The 15254-nt window shown below is 61.5% G+C and carries 14 protein-coding genes and 1 pseudogene; 6 read left to right on the top strand and 9 right to left on the bottom strand.

The window, feature by feature from the left end; translation table 11 throughout:
• Window positions 1-160: 160 nt before the first annotated feature.
• From HB780_RS04670 to HB780_RS04660, 3 genes are read left to right on the top strand one after another with little or no spacing between them, the layout of a single operon-like run.
• Window positions 161-1657 (top strand): sugar ABC transporter ATP-binding protein, encoded by a 1497-nt coding sequence (locus HB780_RS04670; RefSeq protein ID WP_183688883.1) that lies wholly within the window; start codon window positions 161-163, stop codon window positions 1655-1657.
• A 17-nt stretch (window positions 1658-1674) separates the two neighbouring features.
• Window positions 1675-2742, top strand: a complete 1068-nt coding sequence (locus HB780_RS04665) for an ABC transporter permease (RefSeq protein ID WP_183688882.1) — start codon at window positions 1675-1677, stop codon at window positions 2740-2742.
• A 43-nt stretch (window positions 2743-2785) separates the two neighbouring features.
• Window positions 2786-3880 carry an ABC transporter substrate-binding protein gene (locus tag HB780_RS04660; protein ID WP_183688881.1) on the top strand — a complete coding sequence of 365 codons (1095 nt, stop codon included), beginning with the start codon at window positions 2786-2788 and terminating at the stop codon, window positions 3878-3880.
• 68 nt (window positions 3881-3948) lie between these two features.
• On the opposite strand, the gene HB780_RS04655 is transcribed toward HB780_RS04660, so the two are convergent.
• From HB780_RS04655 to HB780_RS04640, 4 genes are all read right to left on the bottom strand, one after another.
• Window positions 3949-4962, bottom strand: coding sequence for a LacI family DNA-binding transcriptional regulator (locus HB780_RS04655; RefSeq protein ID WP_183688880.1), 1014 nt, complete (start codon window positions 4960-4962; stop codon window positions 3949-3951).
• Window positions 4963-5098: 136 nt separating this feature from the next.
• Window positions 5099-5431, bottom strand: coding sequence for a hypothetical protein (locus tag HB780_RS04650; RefSeq protein ID WP_183688879.1), 333 nt, complete (start codon window positions 5429-5431; stop codon window positions 5099-5101).
• Window positions 5428-6315: an NAD(P)-dependent oxidoreductase gene (locus HB780_RS04645; RefSeq protein WP_183688878.1), complete on the bottom strand. Its 888-nt coding sequence runs from the start codon at window positions 6313-6315 to the stop codon at window positions 5428-5430. Before HB780_RS04645 ends, HB780_RS04650 begins: the two co-directional genes overlap by 4 nt.
• Before the next feature lie 140 nt (window positions 6316-6455).
• Complete coding sequence (locus HB780_RS04640) at window positions 6456-7214, bottom strand: SDR family oxidoreductase (protein WP_183688877.1); 759 nt, start codon at window positions 7212-7214, stop codon at window positions 6456-6458.
• An 87-nt stretch (window positions 7215-7301) separates the two neighbouring features.
• Here HB780_RS04640 and HB780_RS04635 point away from each other — a divergent pair, with 87 nt between their 5' ends.
• Together HB780_RS04635 and HB780_RS04630 are read left to right on the top strand one after the other, a co-directional pair.
• Complete coding sequence (locus HB780_RS04635; protein WP_183688876.1) at window positions 7302-8249, top strand: 2-hydroxyacid dehydrogenase; 948 nt, start codon at window positions 7302-7304, stop codon at window positions 8247-8249.
• Window positions 8250-8259: 10 nt separating this feature from the next.
• Window positions 8260-9292, top strand: a pseudogene (locus HB780_RS04630) (L-idonate 5-dehydrogenase).
• A 72-nt stretch (window positions 9293-9364) separates the two neighbouring features.
• On the opposite strand, the gene HB780_RS04625 reads toward HB780_RS04630, so the two are convergent.
• On the bottom strand, window positions 9365-9784 hold the full coding sequence (locus HB780_RS04625; RefSeq protein ID WP_183688875.1) for a GlcG/HbpS family heme-binding protein: 420 nt from the start codon (window positions 9782-9784) through the stop codon (window positions 9365-9367).
• Between the two features lie 78 nt (window positions 9785-9862).
• Here HB780_RS04625 and HB780_RS04620 point away from each other — a divergent pair, with 78 nt between their 5' ends.
• Window positions 9863-10753 carry an SMP-30/gluconolactonase/LRE family protein gene (locus tag HB780_RS04620; protein ID WP_183688874.1) on the top strand — a complete coding sequence of 297 codons (891 nt, stop codon included), beginning with the start codon at window positions 9863-9865 and terminating at the stop codon, window positions 10751-10753.
• 56 nt (window positions 10754-10809) lie between these two features.
• Here HB780_RS04620 and HB780_RS04615 read toward each other — a convergent pair whose 3' ends face one another.
• From HB780_RS04615 to HB780_RS04600, 4 genes are read right to left on the bottom strand one after another with little or no spacing between them, the layout of a single operon-like run.
• Entirely contained in the window at window positions 10810-11724 is a 915-nt protein-coding gene (locus HB780_RS04615) for a homocysteine S-methyltransferase family protein (RefSeq protein WP_183688873.1), read from the bottom strand.
• 20 nt (window positions 11725-11744) lie between these two features.
• Window positions 11745-13379: an ABC transporter ATP-binding protein gene (locus HB780_RS04610; RefSeq protein WP_183688872.1), complete on the bottom strand. Its 1635-nt coding sequence runs from the start codon at window positions 13377-13379 to the stop codon at window positions 11745-11747.
• Entirely contained in the window at window positions 13372-14202 is an 831-nt protein-coding gene (locus tag HB780_RS04605) for an ABC transporter permease (RefSeq protein WP_183688871.1), read from the bottom strand. Before HB780_RS04605 ends, HB780_RS04610 begins: the two co-directional genes overlap by 8 nt.
• Complete coding sequence (locus HB780_RS04600; RefSeq protein ID WP_286202968.1) at window positions 14199-15230, bottom strand: ABC transporter permease; 1032 nt, start codon at window positions 15228-15230, stop codon at window positions 14199-14201. The genes HB780_RS04605 and HB780_RS04600 overlap by 4 nt, the downstream gene beginning before the upstream one ends.
• Between the last annotated feature and the right edge of the window lie 24 nt (window positions 15231-15254).

Raw genomic sequence — 15254 nt, 5'->3', positions numbered from 1 at the left:
AATTCTATAGCCTCCATACGCAGCAAAGAACGGCGAACAATCGCCTCGGCGGCAAAGTTGAAGCCATCCCGTCGATGAAACTCCGTTGTCTATCGGAGCCTCTTGACGGAATGTTATCGATAACATAGCTTCCTTTCATCGAAGCTTTGGGAGGAGCAGAATGGACGACGGAAAGCTGCTCGAGTTTTGCGACATCACCAAGGAATTTGGTGGAACGCGCGCCCTGTCGAACGTCTCGCTGGATCTCAAGCCCGGAGAAATCCTGGCGCTTCTCGGCGAGAACGGCGCGGGCAAATCGACCCTCATCAAGACACTCGCGGGTATCTACAAGCCGGATGGCGGACAGATCCTGTTTCGTGGCAAGCCATATCAACACCGCCCGCCGAAGCCCAACCAGCGCCAGCCGGTCGCCTTCATCCATCAGGATCTCGGGCTGATCGAATGGATGACCGTGGGCGAGAATGTCGGTTTGGCGCAGGGCTATTCGCTGCGCGGCAAGCTGATCGACTGGCGGGCTACCGAGCGCCGCACGGCGGAGGCCCTGAAGCTCGTTGGATGTGATTTCGATCCGTCGACGCGGGTCCAGGAGCTGACACGAACCGAAAAATCTCTCGTGGCGATTGCCCGTGCGCTCGCCGTTGAAGCCGACGTTCTCGTTCTCGACGAACCCACAGCGAGTTTGCCTGCCGATGAGGTTGAGAAGCTGTTTGCCGCCATCCGCCCGCTCAAGGAGCGTGGTGTGGCGATGATCTACGTTTCGCACCGGTTGGATGAGATCTTCAGGATCGCCGACCGTGTCGCCGTGCTGCGCGACGGAATGCTCGTGGGACAGAAGCCGGTTTCCGACACGACGCCGGACGAGCTGATCCGCATGATCGTCGGGCGCAAGGCCGACCAGCTCTTCGTCAAGGCCGAGCAGACCGCCGGTCCGGCCATCGTCTCCGTCAAAGATCTCGCCTGCCGTGGCGCCGGTCCCGTATCCTTCGACATCAGGCAAGGAGAGCTGCTCGGCCTCGTCGGGCTCCGAGGCGCCGGCCAGGAATTAATCGGGCGCGCACTGTTCGGTTGCGAGCCATCGAGCGGAACCGTCCGGCTAAATGGTGCGGAGCCCGATCTTTCGAGCCCCGTCTCCGCCATGGCTGCGGGCATCGGCCTGATCGCAAGGGACCGGACCGAGGAGTCGGTCGCCATGTCGCTCAGTCTACGGGAAAACACATTCCTCAATCCCGGCGCGTCTGGGCGGGGATTGATGTCCTTCCTGCGGCCGCAGCGCGAGGCCGAAATGGCCTATTCGCTCGGCAGCCGGGTTGGCCTCAGACCCAATGACCAAAGCCTTGCAATCGAAGCCTTGTCCGGCGGCAATCAGCAGAAGGTCGTGGTCGGCCGGTGGCTTGCCACGGGCCGCAAACTGCTGATCGCAGAGGATCCGACAGCCGGCGTCGATGTCGGCGCCAAGGCGGACATCTACAAGCTGATCGCCGAGGCAGTGGAGGACGGGCTCGCCGTGCTCGTCGTCTCCACCGATTTCGAGGAAATCGCCCATATCTGCCATCGCGCCCTGGTATTTTCACGCGGTCAAATCGTGCGTGAACTGAGCGGCGCGGAACTGACAACCCCGGCGGTTATCGCCGCCGCATCTGCATCCGAAGCCGCCTAGATCGGAGAGGAACCCCCATGCAATCGATCGAATCCAATGCGCTCGAACCAACCCGGGCCGAACTGGCGGGAATGAGCTTCGGCCAGAAAATCCAAAGGCTGCTGCCGGTCTACGGCCTCGTCATCCTGACCGCTTTCCTGATCCTGCTGTTTTCCATCCTGCTGCCGCAGACCTTTCCGACGCTGCTGAACCTGCGTTCGATCATCTCGGACAAGACCATCATCGCCATCCTGTCGCTCGCGGCGATGATCCCGATGGCGGCTGGGCGTATCGACTTGACGATCGGCTATGGCATCGTGCTCTGGCATGTGCTGGCGATCAGCCTGCAGACGATGTTCGGCCTGCCATGGCCAGTCGCCGTCCTGATCGTCCTCCTGCTTGGTGCGTTCACCGGCTTCCTCAACGGGCTGCTGGTCGAGATCGCAAAGATCGACAGCTTCATCGCGACGCTCGGCACCGGCACAGTCCTTTACGCCATCGCCCTTTGGCACACCGGCGGACGACAAGTGGTCGGCATGTTGCCGCAGGGCTTCTATGCGCTCAACGGAACGATGATCTTCGGGCTGCCGATTACCGGGCTCTATGTCCTGGTTCTGGCTTTCGTGATGTGGATCGTGCTCGAATACACACCGATGGGCCGCTACGTCTATGCCATCGGCGCCAATCCGAAGGCTGCTGCCCTCAACGGCATCCCCGTCCGTCGTTTTGTCATCGGCGCCTTCGTGACATCAGGTACGCTTGCCGCCGTGGCTGGTGTATTGCTCGCCTCGAAACTCAGGATCGGCCAGGCCAGCGTCGGCCTGGAATATCTACTGCCGGCGCTCGTCGGAGCCTTCCTCGGCTCCACCACCATCAAGCCCGGCCGCGTCAATGTCTGGGGAACCATGATCGGCGTCATCATTCTGGCCGTCGGCATTGCCGGCATCCAGCAGATCGGCGGCTCCTTCTATGTGGAACCGCTGTTCAACGGCGTGACCCTGCTCGTCGCCATCGGAATTGCTGGCTATGCCCAGCGCCGACGCAGCCTTGCCGGCCGAATGGCGCCGGCGCAAAAGCCGCAACTGCCCGCCAAGGCAGCCGATTAGTGAAGATCATATTGTTTTAATTACCAAAGGGAGGAGACAGACAATGAAACGCAGATATTTCCTGCAGGCAACCACGGGCCTGTTGATGCTATGCGCAAGCCACGCCTATGCGGATCCACTGGCCGACGCGAAGGCCGTCGTCGATAAATATGCCTCGCCGGTCACCAAATGGGATGGCCCCACCACCGGTCCCAAGGCGCAACCCGGCAAGACAATCGTCGTGCTGGCCGGCGACCTGAAGAATGGCGGCATTCTCGGCGTCAGCAACGGGGTTGAGGAAGCAGCCAAGGCGATTGGCTGGCAGGTCAAGGTTCTGGATGGCGCGGGCTCGATCGGGGGACGAACCGCAGCCTTTGGCCAGGCCATGGCTTTGAAGCCAGACGGCATCATCATCGACGGCTTCGATGCGATCGAACAGGCACCGGCGTTGGAGCAGGCGCAGGCTGCAAAGATCCCGCTGGTCGCCTGGCATGCCGGACCCGTCATAGGCCCGGATGAGAAGAGCGGGCTGTTCGCTAATGTCAGCACCGATGCGATGGAAGTGTCGACGGCCGCCGCCGACTGGGCCTTCGTCGATGCCAAGGGCAAGCCCGGCGTCATCATCTTCACCGACTCGACCTATGCGATCGCCATTGCCAAGGCCGACAAGATGAAGGCCGAGATCGAGCGTCTTGGCGGCAAGGTGCTGGAATATGTCGACACCCCCATTGCCGAGACCTCGCAGCGTATGCCGCAGCTCACCACCTCGCTGCTGCAGAAGTACGGCGATAGCTGGACCCATTCGCTGGCTATCAACGACCTCTATTTCGACTTCATGGGACCGTCGCTTGCATCCGCCGGCAAGGGCGGCACGGACGCGCCGATCAATGTGGCCGCCGGTGATGGTTCGGAATCCGCATACGCGCGAATCCGCGCCGGCCAGTATCAGAAGGTGACGGTCGCCGAGCCTCTCAACCTGCAGGGCTGGCAGCTGGTCGACGAGCTCAACCGAGCTTTTTCGGGAGAGAAATGGTCCGGCTACCTGTCGCCGTTACATGTCGTGACGGCAGACAATGTGGAAACGGACGGAGGCCCGAAAAACACATTCGATCCCGGCAATGGCTACAAGGATCAGTACCAGAAGATCTGGGGCAAGTGATCCCGCCTCGAATATGACAATGGCGCGGCCTTCAGGCCGCGCTTTTGCATTCGGGCGACAGGCAAAGCCTAGCGGCTGCTGTCGCGCACGATCAGTTCGGGGGTGATTCTGACATCCTCGACCGGCAGTCCATCATCCAGGATATCGAGGATTAGCCTGGCGGTCTTTTCGCCGATCTCGCGCGCAAAAGCGTTGATCGTTGTCAGCGTCGGCACGCAGACCTCGCCGATTTCATAGTTGCCGAAACCACCAATCGCAAAACGCTCTGGTACGGCAACGTTCAACCGGCGACATTCCGTCAGCGCGCCATAGGCCGCGAGATCCGATACGCAGACAACTGCCTGTGTATCCGGATAGATTTCGATCAGCCTTGCCATCGCATTGGCGCCTTCGCGCATCGAAATGGGCGGCGCTCCGGCCGCGATCAGCCGTGAGGCATCCAGCCCATGCGCCTCCATTGCGGCAATGAAGCCAGTCCGGCGCTCGCTGCCACGCGTATCGCGCCCGACATCGCCGCCGATGAAGGCAATGCGGCGATGGCCGGCGCTGACGAAGTGATCCACCATCTGGCGAACGGCGCCGGCATTGGAAAAGCCAACATAGTGCCCGATCGGCTCGGTCGGAATGTCCCAGGTCTCGATCACCGGGATATTGACCGTCTCCAGCAGACGGCGCGCGCGCGGCGTATGCCTGCCGCCGGTCACGACGATCGCCTGCGGCTTGCGGCGCAGAAGCTGCTCGATCAGCCGCTCCTCCTCCTGCATGTCGTAATTGGTGTAACCCAGCAGGATCTGCATGTTGCGGGTGGCAAGCGTATCGGCGAGCCCGCCGACGGTATCCGCGAAATTGGCGTTGTTGATGGAGGGAATGGTGACAGCGACGAAATCGGACTTCTGTGAGCGCAGATTGGACGCCGTGCTGTCGAAGACATAGCCCAGATCCTCGGCGGCCTTGAGAATGGCCTCCCTGGTCTCCGTGCTGACCAGACTGTCCGCCTTGAATGCACGCGACACGGTCATGGGGGAAACCCCCATGACCCGGGCGATGTCAGCCATGGTCGGTGGCTTGCGTATATTGCTCATCAACTGCCTATGTTATCGTTACCATGACAGTAATATACATCGCCTTAAAATAGCAAGTGCGCACCCTTTGCTCATCCTGAGACGAGAAGACCGGGTCTTCCGCTCCGCATCGTGCAGCCGTCATGGCAGAACAGATTCAAAGCACGAATTCATTGGCCAGCGTTACATGATGATGGATGCGGCCTTCGAAGAACCTCGAGAGCACCGCTTCCGTCGCAGCTCGCGCTTCGGTTCGCACCGGGCTTGCAAGAGCAGCCTCGACTGCGGCGGTATCTGGATAATTGATGGCAAGGATCATCGGATATTCCGGAGCGCCTTCGTCCCGGGCCTCCGCGAAGGATACGCGAACATCGAGAGCACCGGGGAATTGCTTCCATTTCGGCAAAATGGTCTCTATGACCGCGGCGCGAAACGCCTCCGTCTCACCTTCCCTGACCTTGCCTTCGAATAGTGCGTAGCGGGTAATCATTCGGCGATCTCCTTGTTCGGTCCCTTGAAGAATTCCATCAGCGCCGCCTGGTCCTCGCCGCCAAGGCCCGCAGCCGTCAGCATGCGATGCACTTCGGCGCAGACGGCAGTCAGCGGCATGGCGGTGTTGGTGCGTCGGGCAAGGTCCTGCGCGCCGTTCAGGTCCTTGACCATGTTGTCGATCCGGCCGGTACGGCGATAATCCTTGGTCACGTAGCGCGGCATGTATTCCTGCAGGAGCGCGCTATCAGCCCGCCCGCCCTTCAGCGCCTGCGGGATCTTGGCCGCATCCACGCCGGCGTCGAGCGCCAGTTGGGTCGCTTCCGCAACGGCAAGGAAGTTCAGTGCGCATAGCACCTGATTGATCAGCTTCGTGGTCTGCCCGGCGCCCGATGGCCCCATATGGGTATAATTCGAGGCGACATGCTTGAGCACCTGATGCGCATCCGCGACATCCTGCTCGCTGCCGCCAGCCATCAACGTCAACTGGCCGATCAGCGCCTTGGGAGCGCCACCAGACAGCGGGCTGTCCACCCAGCGCAGCCCCTTTGCCGCGGCGTCGGAGGCAAGTGCCTTGGTGGCGTCCGGATCGATCGAGGACATATCGATGATCAATGTGCCGGGTCTGGCGCCTTCCGCGACACCGCCGGCGCCGAACACAGCGGCACGCACGATGTTCGGAGAATTCAGGCTGAGAATGACATAGTCGGACACGGCAGCCGCCTGCGCGGCGCTGGGTGCTGCACTCGCGCCCTTGGCCGTCAGCACCGCCACCTTCTCCTTGTCGAGGTCGAAGACTGTCAGGCTGTTGCCGGTCTCGGCCAGGCGCGTGCCGATGGCTCCGCCCATTGCGCCCGCGCCGATCAGCGCCACCTTGTTGCTCATGGCTGTTCCTCCTCCAATGTCGCGAGGGATCATCGCGACGTCCGTTTCGAACGGTGATCCATATCCGCTATCATGGCCTGCGCGTCCTCATCGCGCCGACAAAAAAACTTGCCGCAGCCGCAACCGCCTGCGGCATCCCCTTAAAGCGACGCCGTGATCCCGCCATCTACGTAAAGCACATGCCCGTTGACGAAGGAGGAAGCATCGGAGGCCAGGAAGATGCAGGCGCCGACCAGTTCCTCGACACGTCCCCAACGACCAGCCGGAGTGCGCTTCTCAAGCCATGCGGAGAAATCGGCATCAGCAACCAGCGCGGCATTCAGCGGTGTATCGAAATAGCCCGGCGCGATGGCATTGCACTGTAGCCCATACTTGGCCCAATCCGTCGCCATGCCCTTGGTGAGATTGCCGACGGCGCCCTTGGTCGCGGTGTAGGGAGCAATCGAGGGGCGTGCCAGTGCGGTCTGGACGCTGGCGATGTTGATGATCTTGCCGGCACCGCGCTTGATCATATGGCGGGCAGCAGCCTGACCAACGTTGAAAACGCTCGATATGTTGGTGCGAAGAAGCCGCTCGAACGCATCCGCGGGAAACTCTTCCAGCGGCGAGCGGAATTGCATGCCGGCATTGTTGACGAGAATGTCGATGGCGCCGGTCCCGGCTTCGAACGCGTCTACCGCGCTGCGGACAGCCTCATGATCGGTCGCGTCGAAAGGCAATGTGTGAACCTTGCCCTCGAACAGGGCCGCAGTCCTGGCAAGTTTTTCCGCGTCGCGACCGTTGAGCACCAGTTCGGCGCCTGCTGCCGCCAATCCCTTGGCGAGAGCAAGCCCGATGCCTTGGGACGAACCCGTTACAAGAGCACGCCGCCCTTTCAGATCGAAGAGGCCAAGAGACATCGTTTCCTCCGTTTTTTATCTCGACAAATGCTGTTGCCCTTGTTTATGTTATCGATAACATTCGATGTCAAGGGAGGATGTAAAAAGATGGACAAGCCGATAATTCTACAAGTTGGACCCTATCCGCAATGGGATCAGGAGCCTTTGGACGCGGCGTTTCGCGTTCATCGTTATTTCGAGTCCGAGGATAAGACGGCTCTTTTGGCAGATGTCGGCCCCTCGGTGAAGGCGATCGCCACACGCGGCGAACTCGGGGCCAATCGCGCCATGATCGAGGCCTGCCCCAAGCTGGAAGTGATCTCGGTCTACGGTGTCGGCTTCGATGCGGTCGATCTCCAGGCCTGCCGCGAACGCGGTATCCGCGTGACGAATACGCCAGACGTGCTCACCAATGATGTCGCCGATCTGGGTATCGCCATGATGCTCTGCCAGTCGCGTGGCATGCTCGGCGCCGAAACATGGGTGCGCGACGGAAGCTGGGCGGAAAAGGGCCTCTATCCGCTGAAGCGCCGCATCTGGGGACGTCGCGCCGGCGTGCTTGGCCTTGGCCGCATCGGCTTCGAGGTTGCCAAGCGGCTGAAGGGCTTCGACATGAAGATCGCCTATTCCGACGTCGAGGCAAAGAGCTACGCGACCGATATGGAATTCGTGGCCGATCCCGTGGCGCTGGCCGAGCAATCCGATTTTCTGTTCGTGACACTCGCCGCCTCTGCCGCAACCCGCCACATCGTCGGGAAAGAAGTGATCCAGGCGCTCGGTCCGGATGGCATGCTGATCAACATATCGCGCGCCTCCAACATCGACGAGGATGCGCTGCTGGAAGCTCTTGAAACGGCTGAGCTCGGATCGGCGGCGCTCGATGTCTTCGAAGGCGAGCCGAAGCTCAATCCGCGCTTTCTGGCGCTGGACAATGTTCTTTTGCAGCCCCACCACGCCTCGGGTACTATTGAGACCCGCAAGGCCATGGGACAGCTCGTCCGCGACAATCTCGCCGCCCATTTTGCCGGCCAGCCGTTGCTGACACCCGTTCTGTAAGGAGAAAGACATGAAAGCCATCGTCGCTCACGCCGCCAAGGATTTGCGGATCGAGGACTATCCGGAGGAAGAGCCGGGTGCGGGTGAGGTCAAGCTGAAGCTCGCCACTGGCGGGGTCTGCGGCAGCGACCTGCATTATTACAATCACGGCGGCTTCGGCGCGGTCCGCCTGAAGCAGCCGATGATCCTCGGACACGAAGTCAGCGCAACGGTTACGGCCCTTGGGCCTGGTGTCCAAGGGCTCGAGGTCGGCCAGCTCGTCGCCGTTTCCCCATCACGTCCCTGCCGGACGTGCCGCTATTGCCAGCAAGGCCTGCACAATCAGTGCCTGAACATGCGCTTCTATGGCAGCGCCATGCCCTTCCCGCATATTCAGGGCGCGTTCCGCGAAACGCTGGTCGCCGATGCCATTCAATGCGTTCCCGCCGACGGCCTGACGTCCGGTGAAGCCGCGATGGCCGAACCACTGGCCGTGACCCTGCACGCGACAAAGCGCGCTGGCGAGCTGCTCGGCAAGCGCGTTCTCGTCACCGGGTGCGGACCGATCGGCGTGCTGTCGATTCTGGCCGCACGCCGCGCCGGTGCCGTGGAAATCGTCGCGACCGATCTGTCGGATTTCACGCTTTCCGTTGCAAAACAGGCTGGCGCGGACAGGGTCATCAACACCAAGGAAGACCCCGAGGCACTCGCCGCCTATTCGGCCGACAAGGGCACCTTCGATGTGCTCTATGAATGCTCCGGCGCTGCCCCTGCCCTCGTCGGCGGCATCGCCGCGCTCCGACCGCGCGGTATCATCGTGCAATTGGGCCTTGGCGGCGACATGACGCTGCCGATGATGGCGATTACGGCGAAGGAACTGGATCTGCGCGGCTCGTTCCGCTTCCACGAGGAATTCCGCCTTCGGCGTCGACCTGATGCGCAAGGGCCTGATCGACGTAAAGCCGTTGATCACCCATTCCGTGCCGCTGATTGACGCCATCAGCGCCTTCGAGATCGCCTCGGATCGCAGCCGCGCCATGAAGGCTCAGATCGTCTTCGCCTGACGCATCAAAAAAACAGGGCCTGCCGGCAAGGATGATTTACCGGCAGGTCCTGTTCGCGAGTGATCAGGCCTTTCAGTCCAGATCCGCCCCAATAGCCTTCAGCGCAACAAGGGCAACCGCCTCGTCCTGTTCTCCCGAGCCGGACCCAACGCCGATCCCGCCGACAAGCACGCCGGCGATGCGGATGGGAAGACCGCCCCTGAGACCCGTTGCCTCACCTTGCGTGGCAGCCGCCAGCAGGAGCTTTGCATGTTCGGGAACGGAATGGCTCGGCGCTCCAATGGATGCTGCCGTGCGAGCCTTGGCGAGCGCACTTTTCAACGACAGGAAACGCGATCCGCGCATGCGGAAAGAGGCAAGCAACACGCCGCTTGCATCAACAATGGCGATGCATTGCGGCTGCCCCATCGCGGCGGCCTCGCCGATCGCCGCTGTCAACAGCTTGATCACTCCCTCGTCGCTCAAGACACTCGACGCCACAATATGGCTCATGCATTATCCTCCCGCTTGCGGACGCATCCGATTATGTTATCGATAACAGGATGCAGCATTATGGGAGGTAATGTCAAAATGTCGTTCTTCGAAATCGTGGATCCGGTCTTCGGTCGCTTCGTCCTCGGCAACGCACCCGTGAAGCAGATTGCCACCGGCTTCGATTGGGTTGAGGGACCCGTCTGGTTCGGCGATCAGAACTGCCTTCTGTTTTCTGACATCCCCAACAACCGCATCATGCGCTGGATACCCGGCCTCGGCACGAGCATTTATCGCGAACCGTCGAACTTCTCCAACGGCCACACCCGCGACCGGCAGGGTCGTCTTGTGAGCTGCGAGCATGGTGGCCGGCGCGTGACCCGGACGGAATATGATGGTTCGATCACGGTCATTGCCGACAGCTATCAGGGCAAGCGACTGAATTCGCCCAACGATGTCATCGTCGCCTCAGATGGTGCCATCTGGTTCACCGACCCGCATTACGGCATCGCCACCGATTACGAAGGCTATAAAAGCGAGCAGGAATCGCCCTGCAACGTCTATCGTGTCGATGCCTCAGGTTCGATGTCGGCCGTGCTCACCGACTTCAATTGCCCGAACGGACTTGCCTTCAGCCCCGACGAGAAGAAGCTGTATGTCGCCGATACCGGCCGCATGCACAGCAACGATCCACAACATATCCGCGTCTTCAATGTCGGCGAAAACTGGCGACTGACCGGCGGCGAGGTCTTTCATGTGATCTCGCCGGGCTGTGCCGACGGAATGCGGCTGGATAGCGACGGCAATCTCTGGTCCTCCGCGCGCGACGGGGTCCATTGTATCGCGCCGGATGGTCACCTCATGGGTAAGCTGCTGGTTCCCGAGACCGTGTCCAACCTCTGCTTCGGCGGACGCGGCAAGCACAAGCTCTTCATCACCGCGACCACCAGCGTCTACGCGATCTCGCTCAACAGAAGCGGCGCGCTTTAAGACTTGGCCGGTCGGACCGGGCTTGCCTCATCACGCCCGCATGGAAGATCGACTGCTCAGATGCAGCGATAGCGGCCCGACAGCGCGTGGATGTGATCCACGCCGATACCGCAGCAGCCGCCGATGATGCTGGCGCCGGAGGCGGCCCAGCGCCCGGCCCACTGGCCGTAGCTGTCGGGATCGAGATCGTTGCGGATTTCGCTCAGTGTGGCATTCGCCTCCTCATCGCCCTGCTGCGAGCCAAACGCGTTGGCATAGACTCCGACCTGAATGTCTGCGCCGAGGGCAGCGAAGGTGGCGCGCGCCGTTTCGATCGCCGCTTCCATGACTTCCGGCATGCTGCAATTGAACAGCATGGCCTCGCCGCCGAAGGAAGCAACGAGTTCGGCGGCGGCCTTGACGGTCTCGTTCGAGCGCAGCAGCGGTTCCGGCATGTCCGAGGGAGCGAGATCGTCGCGCAAGGTGAAGGAGACCCAGAGGGGCTTGCCGGTCGAAAGCGTCGCCTCACGGGCGGCGCGCGCCTCAGCCAGGCTGCTCTGGGTTTCGGCGAGCCACAAATCCACGTAGGGTGTCATGCCGCCGACCAACGTATCGAGATAGTGCCCTGCCCGCTTGGGGTCGAAAAGATCCGGCTGGTAGGAACCGAAGACCGGCGGCAGCGAACCGGCAACGAGGATCTTGCGATCCGTCGATGCATCCGCCGCCTCGCGCGCAATGCGCCCGGCGCGTGCGGCCAACATGGCGCCATCAGCTTCAAAACGCTCGTCACCGATATGGAACGGTACCACGGCGTAGCTATTGGTCGTGATGACGTCGGTGCCGGCCTCGATGTAATTGTCATGGACCTTGCGGACGAATTCAGGCGCTTCCATCAAGGCCAGCGCCGACCATTCCGGCTGACGGAAAGGCGCGCCGATACGTTCGAGTTCGCGGCCGGTGCCACCATCCAGAATAAGTCCGCGCTTTGTCATCGTGTCATTCCTTGTTTCTACTAAATCGTAATTTCGGCAGCAGTCAGCGGGCGGCTTTTTCCGGGCGTGCGCCGGGCGATGGCCTCGTCCAGCCAGCCAGGGCGCATTTCCGGGACCGATGCGATCAGCTTTTCCGTATAAGGGTCGAAGGGCGGTGCCAGCACGTCGCTCTTGCGGCCATAGCGCACTATTTTACCATCCAGCATGACCGCAACCGTATCAGCTATGGCACGCACGATGGCGAGATCGTGCGTGATGAACAGATAGGATGTGCCGCTCTCGTTTTGTAGCCGTGTCAGAAGACCAAGAATGCCTTCGGCCACCAGCGGATCGAGCGCCGATGTCGGCTCGTCGCAAATGATCAACTTAGGCGCGGCAGCCAGCGCACGCGCAATGCAGATGCGCTGCTTCTGGCCGCCGGAGAGTTCCGAGGGATAGCGCCCGCGCATGGTCTGCGCAAGTTCGACCTGATCGAGCAGCGCTGTCACGCGCCGGTCGAGTTCCGCACCGCCAAGACCGAAATAGAAGGCAAGCGGTCGGGCGAGGATCGCCTCGACGGTCTGGCGCGGGTTGAGCGCAAGATCAGGGATCTGGTTGATGATCTGTATATCACGCAGGATCTCGCGTCCGCGTGAGGCAAGATCGGTCGGCAAGGTCTGTCCGTTGAAGCGCAGGCTGCCCTTGTCGGCCGGCAGCAGGCCGGTGACGACACGCGCCAGCGTCGATTTGCCCGAACCGGATTCGCCCACAACCGCCAACGTTTCGCCGCGACCAATCTCAAGGCTGATGCCTTTGAGCACGGTCGTCCCTGGCGTGTACCCCGCCTCTATGTCCTTGATGCTGAGAAGGGCATCTGCATCCGCCACCGGCTTGGCCAGTTTTTCGGACTGACGCATGGAGACGAGTTGCTTGGTATAATCTTCCTGCGGCGCATTGAAGATACGATCGACCGGCCCCTGCTCGACCATCCGACCATGGCGCAACACGAGAATTTCGTCGGCCACCTGCGCCACCACGGCAAGATCGTGGGAGATGTAGAGCGCGGAGGTCCCGGTCTTCTCGATCGCCTGCTTGATGGCGGCGAGGACTTCGATCTGGGTGGTCACGTCGAGCGCGGTCGTCGGCTCGTCAAAGACGATCAGTTCGGGATGCGGGCACAGCGCCATCGCCGTCATGGCACGCTGCAACTGGCCGCCGGACGCCTGATGCGGATAGCGATCGCCGAAATTCTGGGGATCGGGAAGACCGAGTAGGGCAAAGAGTTCCTTTGCCCGGGCTATGGCGTCGCTGCGGTTCATGAGACCGTGCCAGAGCGTGGCTTCGATCACCTGTTCGATGAGCGGATAGGCCGGATTGAAGGCTGCAGCGGCCGACTGCGCGACATAGGTGACCGCCGCGCCGCGCAGGCGCCTGGAATCGCGACCGCGCAGGGCTAGGATGTCAGTGCCGTTCAGATCCGCGCGACCACCGGTGATGCGCAACCCGTCGCGGCTATAGCCGAGCGAGGCAAGCCCGATCGTGGATTTTCCCGCTCCGGATTCACCGATCAGGCCGAGAACACGTCCCTTTTCCAGCGTGAACGACACCTTGTCGACGATGATCTGATCGCCGGCCTTGATCTCCAGATCGGTAACTTTGAGCAAGGTCTCAGCCATGGCGGCGAACGCCTTTCAGGCTGGTCGTCTTCTGGAGCATCCAGTCCACGACGAGATTGACGCAGATGACGAGGATCGCGATCGCAGCGCCCGGAATGAGGGCGGCGAAGACACCGAACACCAGCCCGTCCTTGTTCTCCTTCACCAGGCTGCCCCAATCGGCAATCGGCGGCTGGACGCCGAGGCCGAGGAAGGAGAGCGTCGACAAGAAGAGAATGGCAAAGGCGAAGCGCAAGCCGAATTCGGCGAGCAGCGGTGACAGTGCGTTCGGCAGGATTTCCTTGAAGATGATCCAGCCCCAGCCCTCGCCGCGAAGGCGCGCCACTTCGACATAATCCAGGGTGACCAGATCGCTGGCAAGCGCCCGACTGACGCGGAAGACCCGCGTCGCATCAAGCCCGGCCATGACGAGAATGAGCACGATCATGGTTTTCGGCAGAACGGCGAGCACGACCAGCGCCAGGATCAGCGTCGGGATCGCCATCGCCAGATCGTTCAACCGCGACAGCACCTGATCGATGATCCCGCGCCGGACGGCAGCGTATAAACCGAGCGAGACGCCAATGACGAAAGCAAGGATGGTCGCAAGTGCCGCAATGACGAAAGTGATGCGCGCGCCCCAGAGCAGCCGCGAAAAGAGATCGCGGCCGATATTATCCGTGCCGAGCAGCGCGTTGGCGGATGGCATGTCCCAAACGCCGCCGACCACTTGCGATACCGGATGCGGTGCGATCCATGGCGCCAGCAGCGCCATAACGAGAAAAATCACCAGGCCCGCAAGACCGAGCACCGCCAGGGGCGTCAAACGCGGCAGATTTCTCATCGCGGATGCCTCAATCGGGGATTGGCAAGAATGGCGACCATGTCGGCGACGATATTGAGCAGGATATAGACGGCGGCGAATATCAGGCCGGCGGCCTGCACGACCGGCACGTCACGCTTGGCTACGTGGTCAACGAGATACTGCCCCATGCCGGGATAGACGAAGATCACCTCGACCACGACGACGCCGACGATGAGATAGGCGAGATTGAGGGCCACGACATTGACGATCGGCGACACCGCATTCGGCAGCGCATGTTTCCAGATGATACGCCAGCCCGGCAGCCCCTTCAGGAACGCCGTCTCGATATAAGGAGACGCCATGACGTTCAGAAGCGCTACCCGCGTCATCCGCATCATGTGTCCGACGACGGCCAGAACCAGCGTCAGGCAGGGAAGCAGCATGGTGATGAGGCGTTGCCCCAGGGGCATGGCGTCGGAGACCGTGGCGCTGCTTGGAAGCCAGAAATGGCTCACGGAAAAATAGGCGATCAGCAGGTAGCCCGCGAAAAACTCCGGTAGCGATATGGCGCTGAGCGTGACGATGCCGATGGTCCGGTCGACCCAGGTCCCAACGTAAAGCACGCAGAGGATTCCAAGCAGGATGGACAAAGGCACAGCAATGATCGCCGCCATCGCCGCCAGATAAAGCGTGTTCTTCAGGCGTGGCGCGATACTTTTGGCGATATCCTGGCGGTTACTGGAGCTGCGCCCAAAATCGCCGCGCACGGCGCCGCCTAGCCATTCGACGTAACGTTGTGGCGCGGGCTTTTCGAGCCCGAGTTCCTTGCGGATGCTGGCGACCGCCTCCGGCGTTGCCTGCTGGCCGAGCATCGCGGTTGCGACATCGCCGGGGAGAATCTGGGTGCCGGCAAAGATGACCAGCGAGACCGCCCATAACAGCACGAGACCGAGAGCCAGACGCTTGATAAGCAGGCGCAAGAGATGACCGCCGGCCGATTTGCGTGCCGGTGGCGCCAATGCCTGCGTTTCGAGCTGGATCTCCTCAGCCAGAGGCTGGTTGTTCATCTGTCTGTTCCGAAAAATTCCACG

This window comes from Rhizobium lusitanum, assembly GCF_014189535.1.
Lineage (GTDB): Bacteria > Pseudomonadota > Alphaproteobacteria > Rhizobiales > Rhizobiaceae > Rhizobium > Rhizobium lusitanum_C.
The sequence above is the reverse complement of the archived record's forward strand: the minus strand, read 5'-3'. Positions and strand labels throughout refer to the sequence as shown.